Below are 18931 nucleotides of genomic sequence, written 5' to 3'. Positions count from 1 at the left end.
GAGGATAAGTGCGCCTCATCTGCTCGTCGGGCCGCGCCCCGGGACGCGGGCGTCACAGCCAGCCGCGGCGGGCGGCCTCCACCCCGGCGTGGAAGCGGGACTGGGCCCCCAGCTCCGACATCGCCTCGGCGAACCTGGCCCGCACCGTGCGTACGGAGACTCCGAGGTGGCGGGCGATGGCGTCGTCGGACAGGCCGTGCGCGGCCAGCCGGAGCACCTGCAGCGCGTTGGTGTGCGGGGAGATCGGCGCGGCCCGGGCCCAGAGCTCCTCGAACAGCGCCCGTAGCGCCCCCACCGCCACCGGGGCGTGGACCAGGTAGCAGTTGTAGGAGTGCTCGGGCAGCGGGACGCCCCACTCCGCGGGCAGCCCGGCGGTGCCGTGGCCGAGCGCGAAGAACCAGCTCGGCACCGTGTCGAGGGCGCGCAGCCCCGCGCCCGCCGCGGAGAACCGCGCGCACACCTCTCGCAGGGCGGGCTCGGACACGGCGTCGAGCGCGACGACCATGCGCGGGCGCAGGATGCCGTCCTCGGCGGCCTGGATCCACTGGCCGCCGTACCCGTCCGCGAACCTGGCCATGGTGCGGCGGTCCGGCACGGCCATGACCAGTTCGGCGGGGGGCGCCTGCAGGGCGAGGCCGATCACGCTCTCGCAGAGCTCGTCCGCGCCGCTCACCGGCTCGACCGAGAACCGCCCGCTGCGCCAGTCGCGGCCCGCGTCGTAGTGATGGGCCAGACGGCCGGCCGCCGCGAGCACCTCGTCGATCTGGCGGGTCTCCCTGGCCATGCGGTCCAGCCTCTCGGCCACCAGCCGCCCGATCGCCGCCACCGGATGGCGGGCGAGGAACTCCTCCCGCCGCCGGTTCACCGCGCCGAGCCGTACGAGTCCGTCCAGGGCGTCGAGCACGTCCTCGGCGGGCCGGTCGACCGCCTCGGCCAGTTCGGTCAGCGTCGCACGGTGCAGCCGCAGCATGGCCGTGTAGAGGGCCGCCTGGTCGGGGGAGAGGCCGAGGCTTTCGAACGGGTCGGCCCGGGAGGCGGCGTTACGCGTCGTACTCATGCTCGCTCCGTCGGTGGTCACACTGGTCGCGCCGCGGCGCATTGGGCGCACCGGTCCCACTGGCTCACTGTCCACTGGCTCACTGGTCCCTGGGAGAAAACGTTTCCCGGCGTCCGGCGCACCGACGTGCGCCCCATCCCCGACTCGCTTCGGGTCGCGAGAATATCTCGGATTTTCCGCGCTGTCCGTCCCGTTCACACATTCGGCAGGGCTGAGCCGTGGCGGCTTTTGTATCGAAGTGAGGTTTCGCATTTGTTTCGGGCGGAGTTTCGAGAGACAGGAAATGCATCTTTGTGCAGTTGCACGTTACGCTATTGCGCGTGGACGCTCCGTGACGCATTCTTGACCCAGCGTTAGCCGGGAACGCCGCGTCTGCCGGGCGCGGAGGGGGGCTCGACGGGCGTGGCGGGCGCGACGCGGGGAAGTGGGGGGACCGGAAGCCGGTCCCCCCACTTTTTGTGCCCTCCCCCTTGACAGGTCTGCCGGAAGCGGTTTGGGGCGCCCACTAGACTGACCTCGGGTCTGGCGAGGGACCCACGCGCGAGGACCCACAGCGCAGGAGGGGTGCAGCAGATGGCCAAGTTCACCGAACCGGGACTCACGTTCGACGACGTGCTACTCGTTCCCGCCTATTCGGACCTGCAGCCGGGGGAGGCCGACACGACGACCCGGCTGTCCCGCACCATCACGCTGCGCATCCCGCTGGTGTCGGCCGCGATGGACACGGTCACCGAGGCGCGCATGGCGGTCGCGATGGCCCGGCAGGGCGGCATCGGCATCCTGCACCGCAACCTCTCGATCGAGGAGCAGGCGCAGCAGGTCGACCTGGTCAAGCGGTCGGAGGCGGGGATGGTGACCAACCCCGTCACCTGCTCTCCCGAGGACACCCTCGCCGACGTCGAGCGGCTGTGCGCGACCTACCGGATCTCCGGGGTCCCGGTCACCGACGCGGACGGCGTGCTCGTGGGCATCGTCACCAATCGCGACATGCGGTTCGAGAGCGACCAGAGCCGGGCCGTGCGCGACGTCATGACCCCGATGCCGCTGGTGACGGCGCCGGTGGGGGTCGACCGCGACGAGGCGTTCCGGCTGCTGCGGCAGAACAAGGTCGAAAAGCTTCCGCTCGTGGACGAGGCCGGTCGCCTGCAGGGCCTCATCACGGTCAAGGACTTCACCAAGAGTGAGCAGTACCCGCTCGCGACCAAGGACGCCGACGGCCGCCTGATGGTCGGCGCGGCGGTCGGCGTCGCGGGCGACGCCGAGGAGCGCGCCATGACGCTGATCGAGGCGGGCGTGGACGTCATCATCGTCGATGTCGCGCACGGGCACTCGCGCGGCCTGTGCGACATGATCGCCAAGATCAAGGCCAACGGCCGGGTGGACGTCATCGGCGGCAATGTCGCCACCCGCGCGGGCGCGCAGGCGCTGGTCGACGCGGGCGCAGACGCGGTCAAGGTGGGCGTCGGGCCCGGCTCTATCTGCACCACCCGGGTCGTCGCGGGCGTGGGCGCCCCGCAGCTCACCGCCATCTACGAGGCCGCGCTGGCGTGTGGCCCGCCGGCGTCCCGGTCATCGGCGACGGCGGCCTGCAGTACTCGGGCGACATCGCCAAGGCGCTGGCCGCCGGGGCCGACACGGTCATGCTCGGCTCGCTGCTGGCCGGCTGCGAGGAGTCGCCCGGTGAGCTGATCTTCATCAACGGCAAGCAGTTCAAGTCGTACCGGGGCATGGGGTCGCTGGGCGCGGTGCGCAACCGCGAGCGCGGCGGCGCGTCGTTCAGCAAGGACAGGTACGCGCAGGCCGGGGTGTCCGGGGAGGACAAGTACATCCCCGAGGGCATCGAGGGCCAGGTGCCCTACCGCGGCCCGGTCGCGGCGGTGGCCCACCAGCTCGTCGGCGGTCTGCGGCAGGGCATGTGGTACACCGGCTCCCGGACGATCCAGGAGCTGCACGAGAAGGCGCAGCTCATGCCGATCACCGCGGCCGGGCTCAAGGAGAGCCACCCGCATGACATCCAGATGACGGTCGAGGCCCCGAACTACCACGGGCGCTAGCTCGTAGCGGAAGAAACGGAAAGAACAGGCGATATGACACAGGTGGAGATCGGGCGCGGCAAGAGCGGGCGGCGTGCCTACGCGCTGGACGAGATCGGCATCGTGCCCTCCCGGCGCACCCGCGACCCGGAGGAGGTGTCGATCTCCTGGCAGATCGACGCCTACCGGTTCGACTCTCCGCTCGTGGCGAGCCCGATGGACAGCGTCGTGTCGCCGCAGACGGCCATCGAGATCGGTCGCCTGGGCGGCCTCGGGGTGCTCGACCTCGAAGGGCTGTGGACCCGCTACGAGGACCCGGCGCCGCTCCTGGAGGAGGTCGCCACCCTCGACCGGGAGGCCGCGACCAGGCGGCTGCAGGAGATCTACACCGCGCCGATCAAGGACGAGCTGATCGGCCGGCGTATCGAGGAGATCCGCGCCGCCGGCGTCACGACCGCCGTACGGCTGTCGCCGCAGCGCACCGTGCAGCACCACAAGGCCGTGATCGACGCGGGCGTGGACATCTTCGTGATCCGCGGCACGACGGTCTCCGCCGAGCACGTCTCCGGCCGGGCCGAGCCGCTCAACCTCAAGCAGTTCATCTACGAGCTCGACGTCCCGGTAATCGTGGGCGGCTGCGCGACGTACACGGCGGCGCTGCACCTCATGCGCACCGGCGCGGCCGGCGTGCTGGTCGGCTTCGGCGGCGGCGCCTCGCACACCACCCGCAACGTGCTGGGCGTGGTCGTGCCGATGGCCACCGCGATCTCCGACGTGGCCGCGGCCCGCCGCGACTACATGGACGAGTCGGGCGGCCGCTACGTCCACGTCATCGCCGACGGCGGCATGGGCGGCTCCGGCGACATCGCCAAGGCGATCGCCTGCGGCGCCGACGCCGTCATGGTGGGCTCGCCGCTCGCGCGGGCCAGCGAGGCCCCCGGCCGCGGGTTCCACTGGGGCTCTGAGGCCCACCACCCCGAGCTGCCGCGCGGCAAGCGGGTCGAGTTCGGCACGATCGGCACGCTGCGGGAGATCCTGCACGGCCCGTCGTCGCTGGCCGACGGCTCGATGAACCTGCTCGGCGCGCTGCGCCGCACGATGGCCACCGCCGGCTACTCCGATCTCAAGGAGTTCCAGCGTGTCGAGGTGGTCGTCGCCCCGCCGCAGCGCTGAGCCGCCGCCGGGGAGGCCGGCCCGCCGGGCCCGGCCTTCGGCTTTCCGGGGACCGGTCAGGGGTGACGGACCCACGCGCCGCGCTTCATCACGCCGCCGACGCCCAGGTCGTCGTCGAGCACCACGAGATCGGCGTACTTGCCGACCGTGATCGACCCGATCTCGCCGTCCAGGCCGAGCACGCGGGCGGGGGTGAGCGAGGCCATCAGCGCGGCGTCCACCAGGGAGCGCCCGGCCTCCCGCACGGTGCGGCGGAAGGCCACGTCCATCGTGAGCGTGCTGCCGGCGATCGACCCGCCTCCGGGAGTGTCGGAGGCGAGCCGGGCCACCCCGTCCACGACGTCGACGGTCATCGGGCCGAGCGGGTAGCGCCCGTCGCCCATGCCCGCCGCCGCCATCGCGTCCGTGATCAGCGCCGTACGGCCCGCGCCCGCGGCGTGCATGGCCAGGCGCAGCATCGCCGGGTGGACGTGGACGCCGTCGTTGATCAGTTCGACGGTCACCCGCTCGTCCTGGAGCAGGGCGGCGATCGGTCCCGGCGCGCGGTGGCCGAGCGGCGGCATCGCGTTGTAGAGGTGGGTGGCCACGGTCGCCCCGGCGTCGATCCCCTCGATCGTCTGCTCGTAGGTCGCGTCGCTGTGACCCAGCGCGGCGACGACGCCCTCGGCGGCGGCGTCCCTGATCACGTCGAGCGCGTTCGGCAGTTCGGGCGCGATCGTCAGCATGCGGACGTGGCCCCGCCCGGCCTTCACCAGCGCCCGGAACTCCGCCACGTCGGGCTCGCGCAGCAGCGTCGGCTCGTGCGCGCCGCAACGCGACCTGGCGATGTACGGCCCCTCGAAGTGGATGCCGGCGATCAGGCCCTGCTCGCACAGGTCGGCGAGCGTCGCGGCGGCCCGGGCGAGCGTGTCGGGCGCGGCGGTGACGAGGCTCGCCATGAGGGTGGTCGAGCCGCGGCTCAGGTGGAAGGCCGCGACCGCGGCGGCGGTCTCCGGGTCGCCGTCGGGGAAGCTTCCGCCGGCGCCGCCGTGGCTGTGGATGTCGACGAAGCCGGGGACGACGGTGCGCCCGCCCAGGCCGAGCCCGTCGCGCGGGGCCTGCCCGCGCCCGATGTGGGTGATCCTGCCGTCCTCGATGGTGAGCCAGCCGTCGTGGACGCCGTCGGGAGTGACGACGCGGGCATCGGAGAGAGTCACGCTCATGCCGCCATCCTTCCGCGTACGGCGCCCGCCTCCCGCCCCGGGGCGGGATGACGGACCGGGGCGCGGCTCCTCAGGATTGTTCACCGACATTTCCGGAGATCCTTGGGAAAGGCGACGGAAACGATGGATTCCCGGGTAGCTACTCACGGGTAGATTTACTCGGCAATGGCGAAAGCGGTACAGAAGGAGCCTTATGACGGCGAGGATGGGGACGGCACGGCTCGGCCCGGCAGAACGTACCGCCGCCCTGGCGCGGATGGAGGCGCAGGAACTCGACGTCGTCGTGATCGGCGGCGGCGTGGTCGGCGCCGGCGTCGCGCTCGACGCGGCGACCCGCGGGCTCTCGGTGGGCCTGGTCGAGGCGCGCGACTTCGCCTCGGGCACGTCGTCCCGGTCGTCCAAGCTGATCCACGGCGGGCTGCGCTATCTGGAGCAGCTCAACTTCGACCTCGTCAGGGAGGCCCTGCGGGAGCGGTCGCTGCTGCTCAAGCGGATCGCGCCGCACCTGGTCAGGCCGGTGCCGTTCCTTTTCCCGCTCACGCACGCGGGCTGGGAGCGGCCGTACATCGGGGCGGGGCTCGCGCTCTACGACACGCTCGGGCTGTCCTTCGGCCTCACCCGGGGCGTGCCGGGGCACCGCCACCTGACCCGCCGCCAGGCGCTGCGGGTCGTCCCCTCGCTGCGCAGGTCGGCGTTCACCGGCGCCGTGCAGTACTGGGACGCCCAGGTCGACGACGCCCGCTTCGTGATGACCACGCTGCGCACCGCCGCGACGTACGGCGCGCACGTCGCCTCCCGGGTGCAGGCGGTCGGCTTCCTGCGTGAGGGGGAGCGGGTCACCGGGGTGCGCGTGTGCGACCTGGAGACCGGCGCCGAGCTGGACGTGCGGGCCCGCCAGGTCGTCAACGCGACCGGCGTGTGGACCGACGACATCCAGCAACTCGTCGGCGGCCGGGGGCAGATCCACGTGCGCGCGTCCAAGGGCATCCACCTCGTGGTGCCGCGCGACCGCATCCACTCCCTCACCGGCCTCATCATGCGCACCGAGAAGTCGGTGCTGTTCGTCATCCCCTGGGGCCGGCACTGGATCATCGGGACCACCGACACCCGCTGGAACCTCGACAAGGCGCACCCCGCGGCCTCGCGGGCGGACATCGACTACCTGCTCGACCGGGTCAACTCGGTGCTCTCGGTGCCGCTGACCAGGGACGACGTCGAAGGCGTGTACGCCGGGCTGCGGCCGCTGCTGGCCGGCGAGTCCGAGGAGACCTCCAAGCTCTCGCGCGAGCACGTCGTCACCCACCCCGTGCCCGGGCTGGTCATGGTGGCCGGCGGCAAGTTCACGACGTACCGGGTAATGGCGGCCGACGCCGTCGACGCGGTCGCGCACGGCCTCGACCAGCGCGTGCCGTCGTCCTGCACCGACCAGGTGCCGCTCGCGGGCGCGGAGGGCTACCAGGCCCTGTGGAACTCCCGCCACCGCATGGCGCGCTCCTCCGGGCTGCACGTGGCCAGGATCGAGCACCTGCTGGAGCGGTACGGCTCACTCATCGACGAGGTGCTGGCGCTCATCCAGGAGGACCCCTCGCTTGGCCGGCCCCTCGACGGCGCGGACGACTACCTGCGCGCGGAGATCGTGTACGCGGCGACGCACGAGGGCGCCGGGCACCTCAACGACGCGCTCACGCGGCGCACCCGCATCTCGATCGAGACCTTCCACCGGGGGACCGCGGTCGCCCAGGAGGCCGCCGAGCTCATGGCCGGCCCGCTCGGCTGGGACGCCGATCAGGTCAAGCGCGAGGTCGAGTACTACACCAAGCGGGTCGAGGCGGAGCGCGCCTCCCAGGAGCAGGACACCGACCAGGAGGCCGACGCGATCCGTCTCGGCGCGCCGGAGATCGTCCCCGTCGCGCCCCCGCGTGATCTCGCCAAGGCGGGGGGAAACGGCAACTGATCGTCAGGCGAAGGGGATCCACGCCCGGTCGGCCAGCGTGGCGGCGTCGCTGACCTTGAGACCGGTGTCGGACACGGTCCACAGGTCGTCGCCGATGACGAGGGAACGGCGGATGCCCTGGTCGGCGGGGGCGAAGTCGCTCTTCGCGGTCGGCCGCGGGTGGGTCACGACGCCCAGCTTGGTGATCTCGCGGTCGCCGACGCGCAGCGCGAGGGCCGCGCTGCCCGCGATCCCGCCGTCGGACCAGTTCTGGAGCGGGAGCACGGCCAGCCCGGTGGCGGGCCAGTAGAGGAAGGCGTGCGGGTCCCACTCGGCCTCCGAGCCGGACTTCTCCTGGTGGAACCGCGACAGCACCGCAGGCGCGGCCGGGTCGGAGACGTCGAACAGCGAGATCTGCGTTCCGAGCACCCGGCCCTTCTCGCTCGCCTCCTGGCCGATGCCGATGAGCCGCCCCTCGCCCGCCGGGTGGAGATAGGCGGAGAAACCGGTGATTTTCAGCTCGCCGGTGACCTTCGGCGCGGCCGGGTCCCGCAAATCCAGCGTGTACAGGGGGTCGGTCTGGCGGAACGTCACCACGTAGCCGAGGCCGTCCATGAACCGCACCGAGTAGATCCGCTCGCCCTTGCCGAGGCCCGTGACCGAGCCCGTCTGCGCGAGCGTGCCGGCGTCGAGCACGTACACGCCGCTCTCGCTCGTGCCCGGGCTCGCGCCGAACACCTCGGCGCCGCTGGTCGTCGCCACCCGCAGATGGCCGTCGTACTCCGACAGGGAGTACTGGTTCAGCAGCCGTCCCGGCACCGACCCCGAGGTGACGTAGCGCGGGGCGCCGGGGGCGGAGACGTCGAAGCGGTGCACCTCCGTGCGCTCGGGCGGTGCTTCCGGCGTGGCCGTGGGCGCTGCCGGTGAATCGGGCAGCGGCACCACGTCGATCGGGCGCGCCGCCCACCAGCGGGGATTGCTGGTGACGTAGAGGCTGCCCGCCGTTCCGTACACGGTGTCGCCGTCGGCCGCGACCGCGATCGGCGTGAGCGAGCCGAACGGCGTGGCGGCGGCCAGGTCGATCGTGTGGATGGTCAGCATCGAGGTGCCGGTGAACTGGTCGGGGTGGCTGACCTGGCCGCAGCCGACCCGCTCGGTGCGGCTCGCGCCGCCCGACTCGACGTCGTACGACGGCAGCCACGCGTCGGCGGGGGCGGACAGCACGGCCTTGCGGTTGCCTTCGAGCAGTTCCTTCTCCGATTCGTCCTGCTCCGGCGCGGGGAAGGCGATCTCCGGCTGGGACCGGACGACGAGCCGCACCGTGGAGCCGACCTGGCGGGCGTCGATGTGCTGCCCGTGCACGGTCATCGCGCCGAGGACGCGCGGCTCGCCGGACAGGTCCACGAGGACGTACCTCGGGCCACCGGAGCCGGCCCGGATCTTGGCCGTCGCCCCGAACGGGATGATCCCGCCGCCCTGGAACAGCACGAGCGCGCGGTCGCCGTGCACCAGCAGGTCGGCCTGGGCCCACGACTGGTCCTCGGCCACGAGCCGCAGCGTCCCGGTGACCTTCCGGGTCTTCGCGTCCACGACGCGCAGCACGCCCCGGGTGACCGTGATCACCCGGTCGCCGTCGGTCTTGACCAGGTCGGGCTCGTCCACGCCCGCTTCGTGCGTGTTCGTGGTCGAGTACGACTGCTCGGGCGTCGCCTGCTTGGCGGCGGCGACGTCGGAGCGGGCCGCGTAGAGCATGGCGTCCCCGAAGCCCCAGGGGGTCACGTTCCGCGCGGCCGCCTGCCGCAGCCCCTCCGTCATCTCGTCGCAGTCGGCGTACGCGACGAGCCGCACCTTGCCGGTCAGGTCCGTGGCAGGGGGCGGGAAGTCCTGTGTCGTACGGCCACCCGCGCAGCCCGTGGCTCCCGTGGCCAGCAGCGCGGCGAGAATGCCCGCCGTACGAATCGATGTCCTCATGCCCCCAAGACGGATCACGTCCCGTCCCGGTTCGACGGCCGCGGCGGTCGGGGCTCCAGGCATTACTTACCGGTAGCCATGAGCGGGGCTCCGGAATATTCTTCCGCCATGGGTGCCATGAATCGGACGCTCGACGCGGCCGTGGTCGACCGGATCCTCACGCACGTCTCCTCCGAGGGCAAGACGAGGGAGATCCTCGCGCCGTTCACCGGCGAGGTCCTGGCCGAGGTCCCGATCTCCACCCCCGAGGACGTCCGCGCGGCGTACGCCAGGGCGAGGGCGGCGCAGGAGGCCTGGGCGGCGCTGCCGGTCCGGGAGCGGATCAGGCCCTTCCTGCGGCTCCACGACGCGCTGCTCGACCGCCGCCGGGAGCTGCTCGACATCGTGCAGTGGGAGACCGGCAAGGCACGGCGGCACGCGTACGAGGAAGTGGCGGACGTGGCGGGCTGCACGCTCTACTACGCGCGGCGGGCGCCCGGGCTGCTCGAGCCGCAGCGCAGGCAGGGCATCTTCCCGATCGCCACCCGGGCCGCCGAGCTGCGCCACCCCAAGGGCGTGGTCGCGGTGATCAGCCCGTGGAACTACCCGCTGGCCCTCGGCGTGACCGACGTGGTCCCCGCCCTGATCGCGGGCAACGCGGTCGTGCACAAGCCCGACACCCAGACCCCGCTGTCCACGCTCTGGACGATCGACCTGCTGGCCGAGCTGGGCATGCCGCGCGACATCTGGCAGGTCGTGCTCGGCGATCCGGAGGACGTCGGCGACCCGCTGATCGACGGCGCCGACTACGTCGCGTTCACCGGCTCGACGCGCGGCGGGCGCAAGATCGCCGAGGAGGCGGCCAAGCGGCTCATCGGCTGCTCGCTGGAGCTCGGCGGCAAGAACCCGATGATCGTGCTCGACGACGCCGACCTCGACGTGGCCGCCCAGGGCGCGATCCGGGCCTGCTTCACCAACGCGGGCCAGCTGTGCATCTCGATCGAGCGCCTCTACGTGCACGAGGCGATCGCCGACGCCTTCCGCGACAAGTTCGTCCGGGCGGTGGAGAACATGAGGATCGGCCCCGGTCTCGACTGGGACGTGCAGATGGGCTCGCTCACCTCGCAGCGGCAGCTCGACGGGGTCGCGGCGCACGTCGAGGACGCCGTCGCCAAGGGCGCCACGGTGCTGACGGGCGGCAGGCCGCGCCCCGACCTCGGCCCGTTCTTCTACGAGCCGACCATCCTCGACGGCGTCGGCGAGGACATGGCCGTCTGCAGGGACGAGACGTTCGGACCGGTCGTGTCGCTCTACCGCTTCAGGAACGAGGACGAGGCGGTTCACGCGGCCAACGACACCGCGTACGGGCTGAACGCCTCGATCTGGACCAGGGACGTCGCGCGGGGCCGCCGCCTCGCGGCCCGGATCAAGGCCGGCACGGTCAACATCAACGAGGGGTACGGCTCGGCGTACGCCTCCTACGACGCGCCGATGGGCGGGATGAAGTCGTCCGGGCTCGGCCGCCGCCACGGGACCGAGGGCCTGCTGAAGTACACGGAGGTCCAGACGGTGGCCAGCCAGGCCACGTGGCTGGGCTTCGAGCCGATCCTCGGCATGACCTACGACAAGTACGCCGACACGCTCGCGGGGCTGCTCAAGACGATGAAGCGGCTACACCTCAAGTAAGGAAGGCGGGGCGTTGGACTACGACGTCGCGGTGATCGGGTCGGGGTTCGGCGGGAGCGTGACCGCGCTTCGGCTCACCGAGAAGGGCTATTCGGTCGGCGTCCTGGAGGCCGGTCGGCGGTTCGACGAGAAGACCCTGCCGAAGACCTCCTGGCGGGCCAGGGACTTCCTGTTCGCGCCCGCCCTGGGCCTGAAGGGCATCCAGCGCATCCACGTCCTGCGCGGCGCCAACGGCGTGATGGTGCTGGCCGGCGCGGGGGTGGGCGGCGGCTCGCTCGTCTACGCCAACACCCTCTACGAGCCGCTCGACCCGTTCTTCCGCGATCCCCAGTGGGCGCACATCACCGACTGGAAGGCCGAGCTCGCGCCCTACTACGACCAGGCCAGGCGCATGCTGGGCGTGGTGGACAACCCCACGGTCACCGCCGCCGACGAGGTGATGAAGAAGGTCGCGGAGCGGATGGGCGTCGGCCACACCTTCCATCTCGCCCCCGTCGGGGTGTTCTTCGGCGAGCCCGGCGTCGAGGTGGACGACCCCTACTTCGGCGGGGCTGGGCCGCGCCGCCGCGGCTGCACCGAGTGCGGCGAGTGCATGACCGGCTGCCGCCACGGCGCCAAGAACATGCTGATCAAGAACTACCTCTACCTGGCCGAGAAGGCCGGGGCGAAGGTCCACCCGGAGACCACCGTCACCGGCGTGCGGCCGATCGAGGGCGGCTACGAGATCACAGTGAGGCGCACCGGCCCGTTCGGCCCCACCCGCACGCTGACCGCCGGGCAGGTGGTCTTCGCCGCCGGGACGTACGGCACGCAGCACCTGCTCCACCGGCTCAGGGCGACCACGCTGCCCCGGATCTCACCTCGGCTCGGCGCGCTGACCAGGACGAACTCCGAGGCCCTGCTCGGCTTCGAACGCCTCACCGCCAAGGGCGCCAAACTCAACCACGGCGTGGCGATCACCTCCTCGATCCATCCCGACCCGGAGACGCACATCGAGCCGGTCCGGTACGGCGACGGCTCCAACGCCATGGGACTGCTGCGCACGCTGCTCGTGGACGGCGGCGGGCGGGCGCCGCGCTGGCTCAAGTTCCTCGGGGCGGCCCTGCGGCGGCCGCACCTGCTGCCCCGGCTGTTCAACCACCGCAGGTGGTCGGAGCGCACGGTCATCGCCCTGGTCATGCAGGCGAAGGACAACTCGATCACGCTCTCGCTGAAGGGCGGGAAGCTGCGGGCCGGCCCGGGCCACGGCGAGCCGAACCCCACCTGGATCCCCGCCGGGCACGAGGCCGTCCGCCTGGCGGCCGAGGAGATCGGCGGCCTGCCCGGCGGCTCCTGGCTCGACCTGTTCGACATCCCGGCCACCGCGCACTTCCTCGGCGGCTGCGCGATCGGCGACTCGCCCGAGACCGGCGTGATCGACCCCTACCACCGCGTCTACGGCCACGAGGGCCTGCACATCGTGGACGGCTCGGCCGTGTCGGCCAACCTCGGCGTGAACCCCTCGCTCACGATCACTGCCCAGGCCGAGCGCGCGATGGCGCTGTGGCCGAACAAGGGCGAGCCGGACCCGCGCCCCGCCCTCGGCTCCGCGTACGTGCGGCTCGGGCCGGTCGCGCCCGTGCGGCCGGTCGTCCCCGCGTCGGCGCCGGGCGCGCTGCGCCTGCCGATCGTGGGCATCACCCACGGCGCCGCCACCACACCGGACGCGGAAGGGCGCGCCGGTTAGGATCGCGAGACGGCGTCCCGGGTGAGGGGGACGGGCAGCGACGTGCCGGAGTCCGCCGTGAACAACTGCCGGTCGAGGTGGTCGACCGCGTGGTCGATGGCGCCGAACACCACGCACTCGTCGCCGAGCGTGGAGGCGCGCAGTTCGGGCATGCGCAGGCAGACCGCCTCCAGGCGGCGGCGCAGCGGCGGGAGCAGCACGTCGGCCGAGCGGGAGAAACCGCCACCGAGCACGGCGATCTCGGGATCGAGCACCAGGACGATCGCGGCGACCCCGACGGCGAGATCGTCGACGTAACGCTCGACGGCGGCCAGCGCCGCCGGGTCGCCGTCTCTGGCGGCGGCCAGCGTGTGGCTGGCGGCGTCCTCCACAGGGGTGCCCTCCGGGACCACCGGGCAGTTGTTGAGATGGTCGGGCGCGTCGAACCAGCGGGCCTGCGGAAGCATGACGATCTCTCCCGCCGCCGCCCCGAACCCACGATGAAGCTTCCCATCGATGATCAGTCCGGTGCCCATGCGCCGCCCGACGTGCAGGAACACCACGTCGCGCGCGCCGCGGGCCACCCCTCGCCTGGCCTCGGCCAGGGCCGCGAGCCGGCTGTCGTTCTCGATGAGCACCTCGCACGGGAACATGGCGCCGAGCAGACCGGCCAGGTCGAGACCGGTCCACGCCGGGATCCCCGCGGAGTAGGTGACGACGCCCTCCGGTGTGACGATGCCGGTGGTTCCGACGGCCACGGTCCACACGTCCGCCATGGTCAGGCCGGTGAGGGCGAGGCAGCCGCCGACCGCGCGTCCGATCGCCTCCATCCGTTCCCGTACCGGCGTTTCCGGGACGACGGCCTGCCTGGTCTCGGCCAGGACGGTCCCGTCGAGATTGGACAGGGCGGCGCGGACGTTGTGCGCCCCGATGTCGATCCCGACCAGGTGACCGCGGTCGGCCCGGAAGCGGTAGCGGCGGGCCGGCCGCCCCATTCCGCCCGAGGTGGGGGGAACCTCCTCCACCCAGCCGAGACTGGTCAGCTCGCCGACGACCTCCTTCAAGGAGGGGCGTGACAGGCCGGTCCGCGCGGAGAGCGCCGACAGCGTGGCGGGTGCGCTTCCGCGCAGCGCCCTGATCGTGGAAAGCGCGTTGAGCTGTCGCAGCCGCGACAGGTCACCGCCGAGCGGCGGGTTCCCCATGAACCGTCCCTAACGTAGGAAACCTCCAGAAGTACCGATTATGACAGACGGTGGAGGATCTTGCTGCCCGTCAGGTCCTCGGAGTTCGCCGCAAGCGGCTATTGACCCGTCAACACCCCACTGTTACTAATGAAGGACTCCATCACAAGTGAGCGAGAGGAATGAAGTCTGATGTCGTTCACTGACATCGGCGAGATCGTGTGCGACCCCGCGAAGGCCCTGGTCTTCGAGCATGGGTGGCAGTCCTGGAGTCCCACCGGCACCTATCGTTTCGGCCAGACTCCTCCCCGGGCCGCGGACGCCAACATCCAGGTCCTCTGCTACCGCCCGGAGACGCCCGTCCCCGCTGACACCTACCAGGGGGAGGGCCTCCTGGCGGTGGACCCTGGCGAGGGCGCACCGATCTTCCTCTGGTCGGCGCCCGACCCGCTGCGGGTCCCGTCCATCCGCCTGCGCGCCGAGGGCGGCCGCCTCGTCGTCTCCGCCGACGGGCCGGTACGGCACGAGCGGATCGAGGGCGGACTCGACGCCGCGCTCCGCGGCTGGGCCACGGCGATGGCCGCGGGGTTCGCCCCGGACCGGTTTCCCGCGGTGCCGCCGATGTGGTGCTCCTGGTACGGCTACTGGGACAAGGTCACCGACGACGACATCCTGGAAAACCTCCGCCTCGCGCCCCGCCACGGAATCGAGGCCGACATGTTCCTGCTGGACGACGGCTACGAGGCCGAGATCGGCGACTGGCTGGAGCCGCGCCCCGGGTTCGGCTCGCTCGACCGGGTCGTCGGCGAGGTCACGCAGGCGGGCAGACGGGCCGGCATCTGGGTGGCGCCCTTCCTGGCCGGGCACCGCAGCCGCGTCTTCCGCGAGCACGCCGAGTGGCTGGTCGGCGGCGCCCACGCCGGGACGATGTGGGACCAGGACCTCGCCGTCCTCGACGTCACGCACCCGGAGGCCGCCGCCCACCTGGTCGACGTCTTCCGCACCCTGCGGGCCAAGGGCATCACGCATTTCAAGCTCGACTACCTCTACGCCGGCGCCCTTCCGGGCCGGCGGAGCGAGGACGTCGATCCGATCGCCGCCTACCGCCGCGGGCTGGAACTGATCCGCGAGGGCGCGGGGGACGACGCCGTCCTGCACGGCTGCGGGGCGCCCATGCTGCCCAGCATCGGCCTGGTCGACATCATGCGGGTCAGCCCGGACGTGGCGCTGCGGGTGCTGCCCAGGTCGGGCGACATCAGCCAGCCCTCCCAGCTCGGCGCCCGGCTCACCGGCGCGGCCCGCGAGTTCCTCCACGCCCGGTGGTGGGTGAACGACCCCGACTGCGTCATCGCCCGGCCGGAGATGGAGGCGCGCGAGGAGTGGGCGGAGCACGTCCACCGCACGGGCGGCCTGCGCGGGTCGAGCGACCCGATCGCCGCTCTCGACGAGTGGGGCCTGGACACGACCCGGCGGTTGATGGTCCCCACCCGCCCGAACCCGTCGTGACAGCGGACCCGGCCGGCCGCACCGGCCGCACCGGGCGATCCGGCGCCTGGTACGGCTACTTGTTCGTCACCCCCAGCCTCCTCGGCGTGGCCGCGTTCCTGCTGCTGCCGGTCCTGATCGTGCTCGGGTTGAGCTTCTTCGACTGGAAGCTGCTGTCCGACCCGATGTTCGCCGGGCTGGAGAACTACCGGCGCCTCGCCGAAGACGGCGCCGCCTGGCACTCGGTCTGGGTCACGGTCCTCTACGTCCTGCTGTGCGTCCCGCTGCAGACGGTCCTCGCCATGATCCTCGCCCTCCTGCTGAACCAGCGGGTCAGGGGCATGCGTTACTACCGCGCGCTGTTCGTCGTGCCGTGGATGGCGACGCCGATCGTCATGGGCCTCACCTGGAACTGGATCTTCGATCCGCGGGGTGGCGCGCTCAACGGCGCCCTCTCCCTGATCGGTGTCACCGGTCCCGACTGGCTGTCCGATCCCGCCTGGGCGCTGCCGGCGGTCGCGCTGGTGAACGTCTGGCAGCACACCGGGTACAACATGCTGTTCTTCCTGGCCGGCCTGCAGGGCATCCCGAGCGAACTCCACGACGCCGCGGCCACGGACGGGGCGACGCCCGTGCAGCGGTTCTTCCGGGTGACGCTGCCGCTGCTCAATCCCACCATGTTCTTCGTCACGGTGACGAACCTGATCGGCGCCTTCCAGATCTTCGACACCATCTTCGTGATGACCGACGGTGGTCCCAGCGGCAGCACCGACGTAATCAACTTCCGGATCTACAACACGGCCTTCAAGGACTTCGACTTCGGCTACGCCTCCACGCTTTCCATGCTGCTCTTCGTGATCATCCTCGTGGTGACGCTGGCCCAGGTGCGGTTCTTCGGCAAGCGCACGACCTACGACCTCAGCTGAGAGCCACGATGACCAAGCGGACCCTGCTGTACGCCGCCCTCGCCGTCGGCGCCTTCCTCTCCGTCTTCCCCTACCTGCTGGTCGTCCTGACCGCGTTCAAGACGCGGACCCAGCTCAACTCCACGCCGCCGTGGCTGCCCGCAATGCCGCCCACCACGGCCAACCTGGCCGAGCTGCTCGGCGGCGACTTCCCCCACTACATCGCCAACACGCTGCTGATGACCGCCGCGCTCACCGCGGGCCAGCTCGTGTTCACCACATTCGCCGCCTACGCCTTCGCCCGGCTGCGCTTCCGGGGGCGAGAGGTCCTCTTCTGGCTCTACGTAGCGACCATGATGGTGCCCGGCGCGGTCACCGTCATCCCGCTCTTCCTCATCATGCGGCAGCTGGGCCTGGTCAACACCTGGTGGGGCCTGCTGCTGCCGTACCTCCTCGGAACGCCGTACGGGATCTTCCTCATGCGGCAGTTCTTCCGCGGGCTGCCGGCGAGCCTGGAGGAGGCGGCGCGCATCGACGGCGCCGGGCCGCTGACGATCCTGCTGCGCATCCTGTTGCCGCTGTCCCGCCCCGCGCTCGGCACCCTCGCGATCATCACGGTGATCTCGTCCTGGAACAACTTCCTGTGGCCGCTGATCATCACCAGCGGTGACGACACCAAGGTCATCACGGTGGCCATCGCCGGGCTGAAGGGCGGCATCGGCGTCGACTACAACCTCATGATGGCCGGCGGTCTGATCGCCCTGGTCCCGATGGTGGCGATCTTCGTGTTCTTCCAGAGGTACATCATCCGGTCGGTGGTTCTCACCGGCCTCAAATGAGAAAGGTCAGCGAATATGCAAGCCCCCCGAGTTCGCTGGGCCAAGCCGCTCGCCGGCGTCGCACTGCTCGCCGCGGCCGCCACCGTCACCGCCTGCGGCGGTTCCGGTTCCGGTTCCGGTTCTCCGGGTGACCCGGTCACCCTCACCTACCGGCTCTGGGACGAACAGCAGAAGGCCGGCTACGAGAAGGTGATGGCCGCCTTCGAGAAGGCCAACCCGGACATCGACGTGACCATCGAGGTCCTGCCGTACGACCAGTACTGGACCAAGCTGACCGCCGACGCCGTGGCCGGCACGGCGCCGGACGTCTTCTGGATGCAGACCAGTCAGTTCCCCGAGTTCGTCACCAAGGGAGTGCTCGCGGACCTGACCCCGCTCAAGCTGGACACGTCCAAGTACAACAACAAGGTGGTCGAGGCTTACACCTACAACGGCAAGCTGTACGGCGTGCCCAAGGACTGGGGCATCGTCGGCCTGCTGTACAACGTGGACCTCTTCAAGAAGGCCGGCGTCGAGATGCCGGAGACGCTGACCTGGGCGCCGGACGGCTCAGGCACGCTGCTGGAGACCGCGCGCAAGCTCACCGCCGACGAGGAGGGCCGCCACCCCGGCGATCCCGGATTCGACAAGGACAAGGTCAAGACGTACGGCTTCGCGTCCTGGAACCACTACCAGACCCAGTGGATGAACTGGGTGAACTCCAACGGCGGCAGACTGCTGGACAAGCCGTTCGGCCGATACACCTTCAACGACGAGGCGTCGGTGCAGGCGCTCCAGTTCGGCGTCGACCTGGTCAACAAGTACGATGTCTCGCCGCCCGCGACCCGGACCAACCCGCCCACCGGCAAGGTCACCGACATGTTCACCCGGGGCGAGGTGGCGATGTTCCCGGCCAACAACGCGCTGCTGCCGTTCGTGGTGCCGGAGGCGAAGTTCAAGGTCGGCGTGGCGCCGATGCCGCAGGGGCCCACCGGGCGATCGGTGAACATCAACGGGCTGTCCGAGACCGTCTACGCCAAGAGCAAGCACGAGAAGGAGGCCATGAAGCTGGCGACCTTCCTGGCCTCCGAGCAGGCCCAGAAGGTCATGGCGGACGGCGGATACGTGTTCCCGGCGCTGAACGGCCTGGCCCAGGGCTACCTCGACTACTGGCAGAAGACCGAGGGCATCGACGTCTCGCCGTTCCTTGAGGAGTCGAAGGGCGACACCTTCAGCCTGCCCGTCACGACCGGGTTCACCGGCTTCGAGCCCAAGCTCAACCAGATCTTCAACGAGATGTACCTCGGCAAGATCACTCCGAAGCAGGCAGCCGACCAGGCCGTCGCCGAAGGCAACGCGAGCATCAAGTAGGAGCATGATGATCAACCGGCGTAGCTTCCTCGCCGGGGGTGCCGGCGTGGCCGCCGCGGCGGCGCTGGGCGTCCCGCCCGTGCGCGCGGCCGCCCGCCAGTCCCCCCTGTCCGACGTCTTCCAACTGGGTGTCGCCTCCGGCGAGCCCGACCCCGGCGGTTTCGTGCTGTGGACCCGCCTCGCCGTCGACCCCGTCGCCCCGGACGGTCTCGGCGGCATGCCGAACCGGCCCGTCCCGGTCCAGTGGCAGGTCGCCGAGGACGACCGCTTCACCAAGGTCGTACGGCACGGCACCGAGATCGCCCGGCCCGAGGCGGCGCACAGCGTCCATGTGGAGGTCGACGGCCTCGACGCGGGCGCCGAGTACTTCTACCGCTTCCGGGTGGGCACGGAGACATCGCCGGCCGGGCGTACCCTGACCGCGCCCGCCCC

13 protein-coding genes and 2 pseudogenes are annotated in these 18931 nt (G+C 71.3%); 11 read left to right on the top strand and 4 right to left on the bottom strand.

Translation table 11 applies throughout. The features are described 5' to 3' along the window. Positions 1-52: 52 nt before the first annotated feature. Positions 53-1057, bottom strand: a complete 1005-nt coding sequence (locus B1L11_RS22005) for a helix-turn-helix transcriptional regulator (protein ID WP_079316257.1) — start codon at positions 1055-1057, stop codon at positions 53-55. Positions 1058-1630: 573 nt separating this feature from the next. On the opposite strand from B1L11_RS22005, the pseudogene B1L11_RS55050 reads away from it, so the two are divergent. The 3 genes and pseudogenes from B1L11_RS55050 to B1L11_RS21995 all read left to right on the top strand — a co-directional run. After that, positions 1631-2548 (top strand): annotated as a pseudogene (locus B1L11_RS55050) (IMP dehydrogenase); the annotation flags it as partial. Next, a complete protein-coding gene (locus tag B1L11_RS55045) occupies positions 2536-3111 on the top strand; it encodes an IMP dehydrogenase (RefSeq protein WP_372974709.1) in 576 nt (191 codons plus the stop codon). The pseudogene B1L11_RS55050 and the gene B1L11_RS55045, both read left to right, overlap by 13 nt. Positions 3112-3144: 33 nt before the next feature. Continuing rightward, entirely contained in the window at positions 3145-4263 is a 1119-nt protein-coding gene (locus B1L11_RS21995; RefSeq protein WP_179155270.1) for a GuaB3 family IMP dehydrogenase-related protein, read from the top strand. Between the two features lie 56 nt (positions 4264-4319). On the opposite strand, the gene nagA is transcribed toward B1L11_RS21995, so the two are convergent. Further along, complete coding sequence (nagA, locus tag B1L11_RS21990; RefSeq protein WP_079316226.1) at positions 4320-5465, bottom strand: N-acetylglucosamine-6-phosphate deacetylase; 1146 nt, start codon at positions 5463-5465, stop codon at positions 4320-4322. 193 nt (positions 5466-5658) lie between these two features. Between nagA and B1L11_RS21985 the strand changes: the two genes are divergently transcribed. Continuing rightward, positions 5659-7419, top strand: coding sequence for a glycerol-3-phosphate dehydrogenase/oxidase (locus B1L11_RS21985; protein ID WP_079316225.1), 1761 nt, complete (start codon positions 5659-5661; stop codon positions 7417-7419). A gap of 3 nt (positions 7420-7422) precedes the next feature. On the opposite strand, the gene B1L11_RS21980 is transcribed toward B1L11_RS21985, so the two are convergent. Continuing rightward, the gene (locus B1L11_RS21980) at positions 7423-9369 is read right to left on the bottom strand and encodes a beta-propeller domain-containing protein (protein WP_079316224.1); all 1947 of its coding nucleotides are present in this window, start codon (positions 9367-9369) and stop codon (positions 7423-7425) included. A gap of 108 nt (positions 9370-9477) precedes the next feature. Between B1L11_RS21980 and B1L11_RS21975 the strand changes: the two genes are divergently transcribed. Both B1L11_RS21975 and B1L11_RS21970 read left to right on the top strand, forming a co-directional pair. Further along, positions 9478-11034: a succinic semialdehyde dehydrogenase gene (locus B1L11_RS21975; RefSeq protein ID WP_079316223.1), complete on the top strand. Its 1557-nt coding sequence runs from the start codon at positions 9478-9480 to the stop codon at positions 11032-11034. 13 nt (positions 11035-11047) lie between these two features. Beyond that, positions 11048-12760 carry a GMC oxidoreductase gene (locus B1L11_RS21970; RefSeq protein WP_079316222.1) on the top strand — a complete coding sequence of 571 codons (1713 nt, stop codon included), beginning with the start codon at positions 11048-11050 and terminating at the stop codon, positions 12758-12760. Here B1L11_RS21970 and B1L11_RS21965 read toward each other — a convergent pair. Then, the gene (locus B1L11_RS21965; protein ID WP_079316221.1) at positions 12757-13941 is read right to left on the bottom strand and encodes an ROK family transcriptional regulator; all 1185 of its coding nucleotides are present in this window, start codon (positions 13939-13941) and stop codon (positions 12757-12759) included. The genes B1L11_RS21970 and B1L11_RS21965 overlap by 4 nt on opposite strands. Before the next feature lie 171 nt (positions 13942-14112). Between B1L11_RS21965 and B1L11_RS21960 the strand changes: the two genes are divergently transcribed. The 5 genes and pseudogenes from B1L11_RS21960 to B1L11_RS48515 all read left to right on the top strand — a co-directional run. After that, a complete protein-coding gene (locus tag B1L11_RS21960) occupies positions 14113-15426 on the top strand; it encodes a glycoside hydrolase family 36 protein (RefSeq protein ID WP_079316220.1) in 1314 nt (437 codons plus the stop codon). Next, positions 15423-16331: a carbohydrate ABC transporter permease gene (locus tag B1L11_RS21955; RefSeq protein ID WP_218671249.1), complete on the top strand. Its 909-nt coding sequence runs from the start codon at positions 15423-15425 to the stop codon at positions 16329-16331. The genes B1L11_RS21960 and B1L11_RS21955 overlap by 4 nt, the downstream gene beginning before the upstream one ends. Positions 16332-16339: 8 nt before the next feature. Beyond that, on the top strand, positions 16340-17149 hold the full coding sequence (locus tag B1L11_RS21950; RefSeq protein WP_079316219.1) for a carbohydrate ABC transporter permease: 810 nt from the start codon (positions 16340-16342) through the stop codon (positions 17147-17149). 15 nt (positions 17150-17164) lie between these two features. After that, the gene (locus tag B1L11_RS21945; protein ID WP_079316218.1) at positions 17165-18499 is read left to right on the top strand and encodes a sugar ABC transporter substrate-binding protein; all 1335 of its coding nucleotides are present in this window, start codon (positions 17165-17167) and stop codon (positions 18497-18499) included. A gap of 4 nt (positions 18500-18503) precedes the next feature. Further along, positions 18504-18860: pseudogene (locus B1L11_RS48515) on the top strand (PhoD-like phosphatase N-terminal domain-containing protein); the annotation flags it as partial. Between the last annotated feature and the right edge of the window lie 71 nt (positions 18861-18931).

The organism is Microbispora sp. GKU 823, assembly GCF_002027145.1.
In the GTDB taxonomy this organism is placed as follows: domain Bacteria; phylum Actinomycetota; class Actinomycetes; order Streptosporangiales; family Streptosporangiaceae; genus Microbispora; species Microbispora siamensis.
Note: the sequence above shows the minus strand (reverse complement) of the source record. Positions and strands in the feature narration are given on the sequence as shown.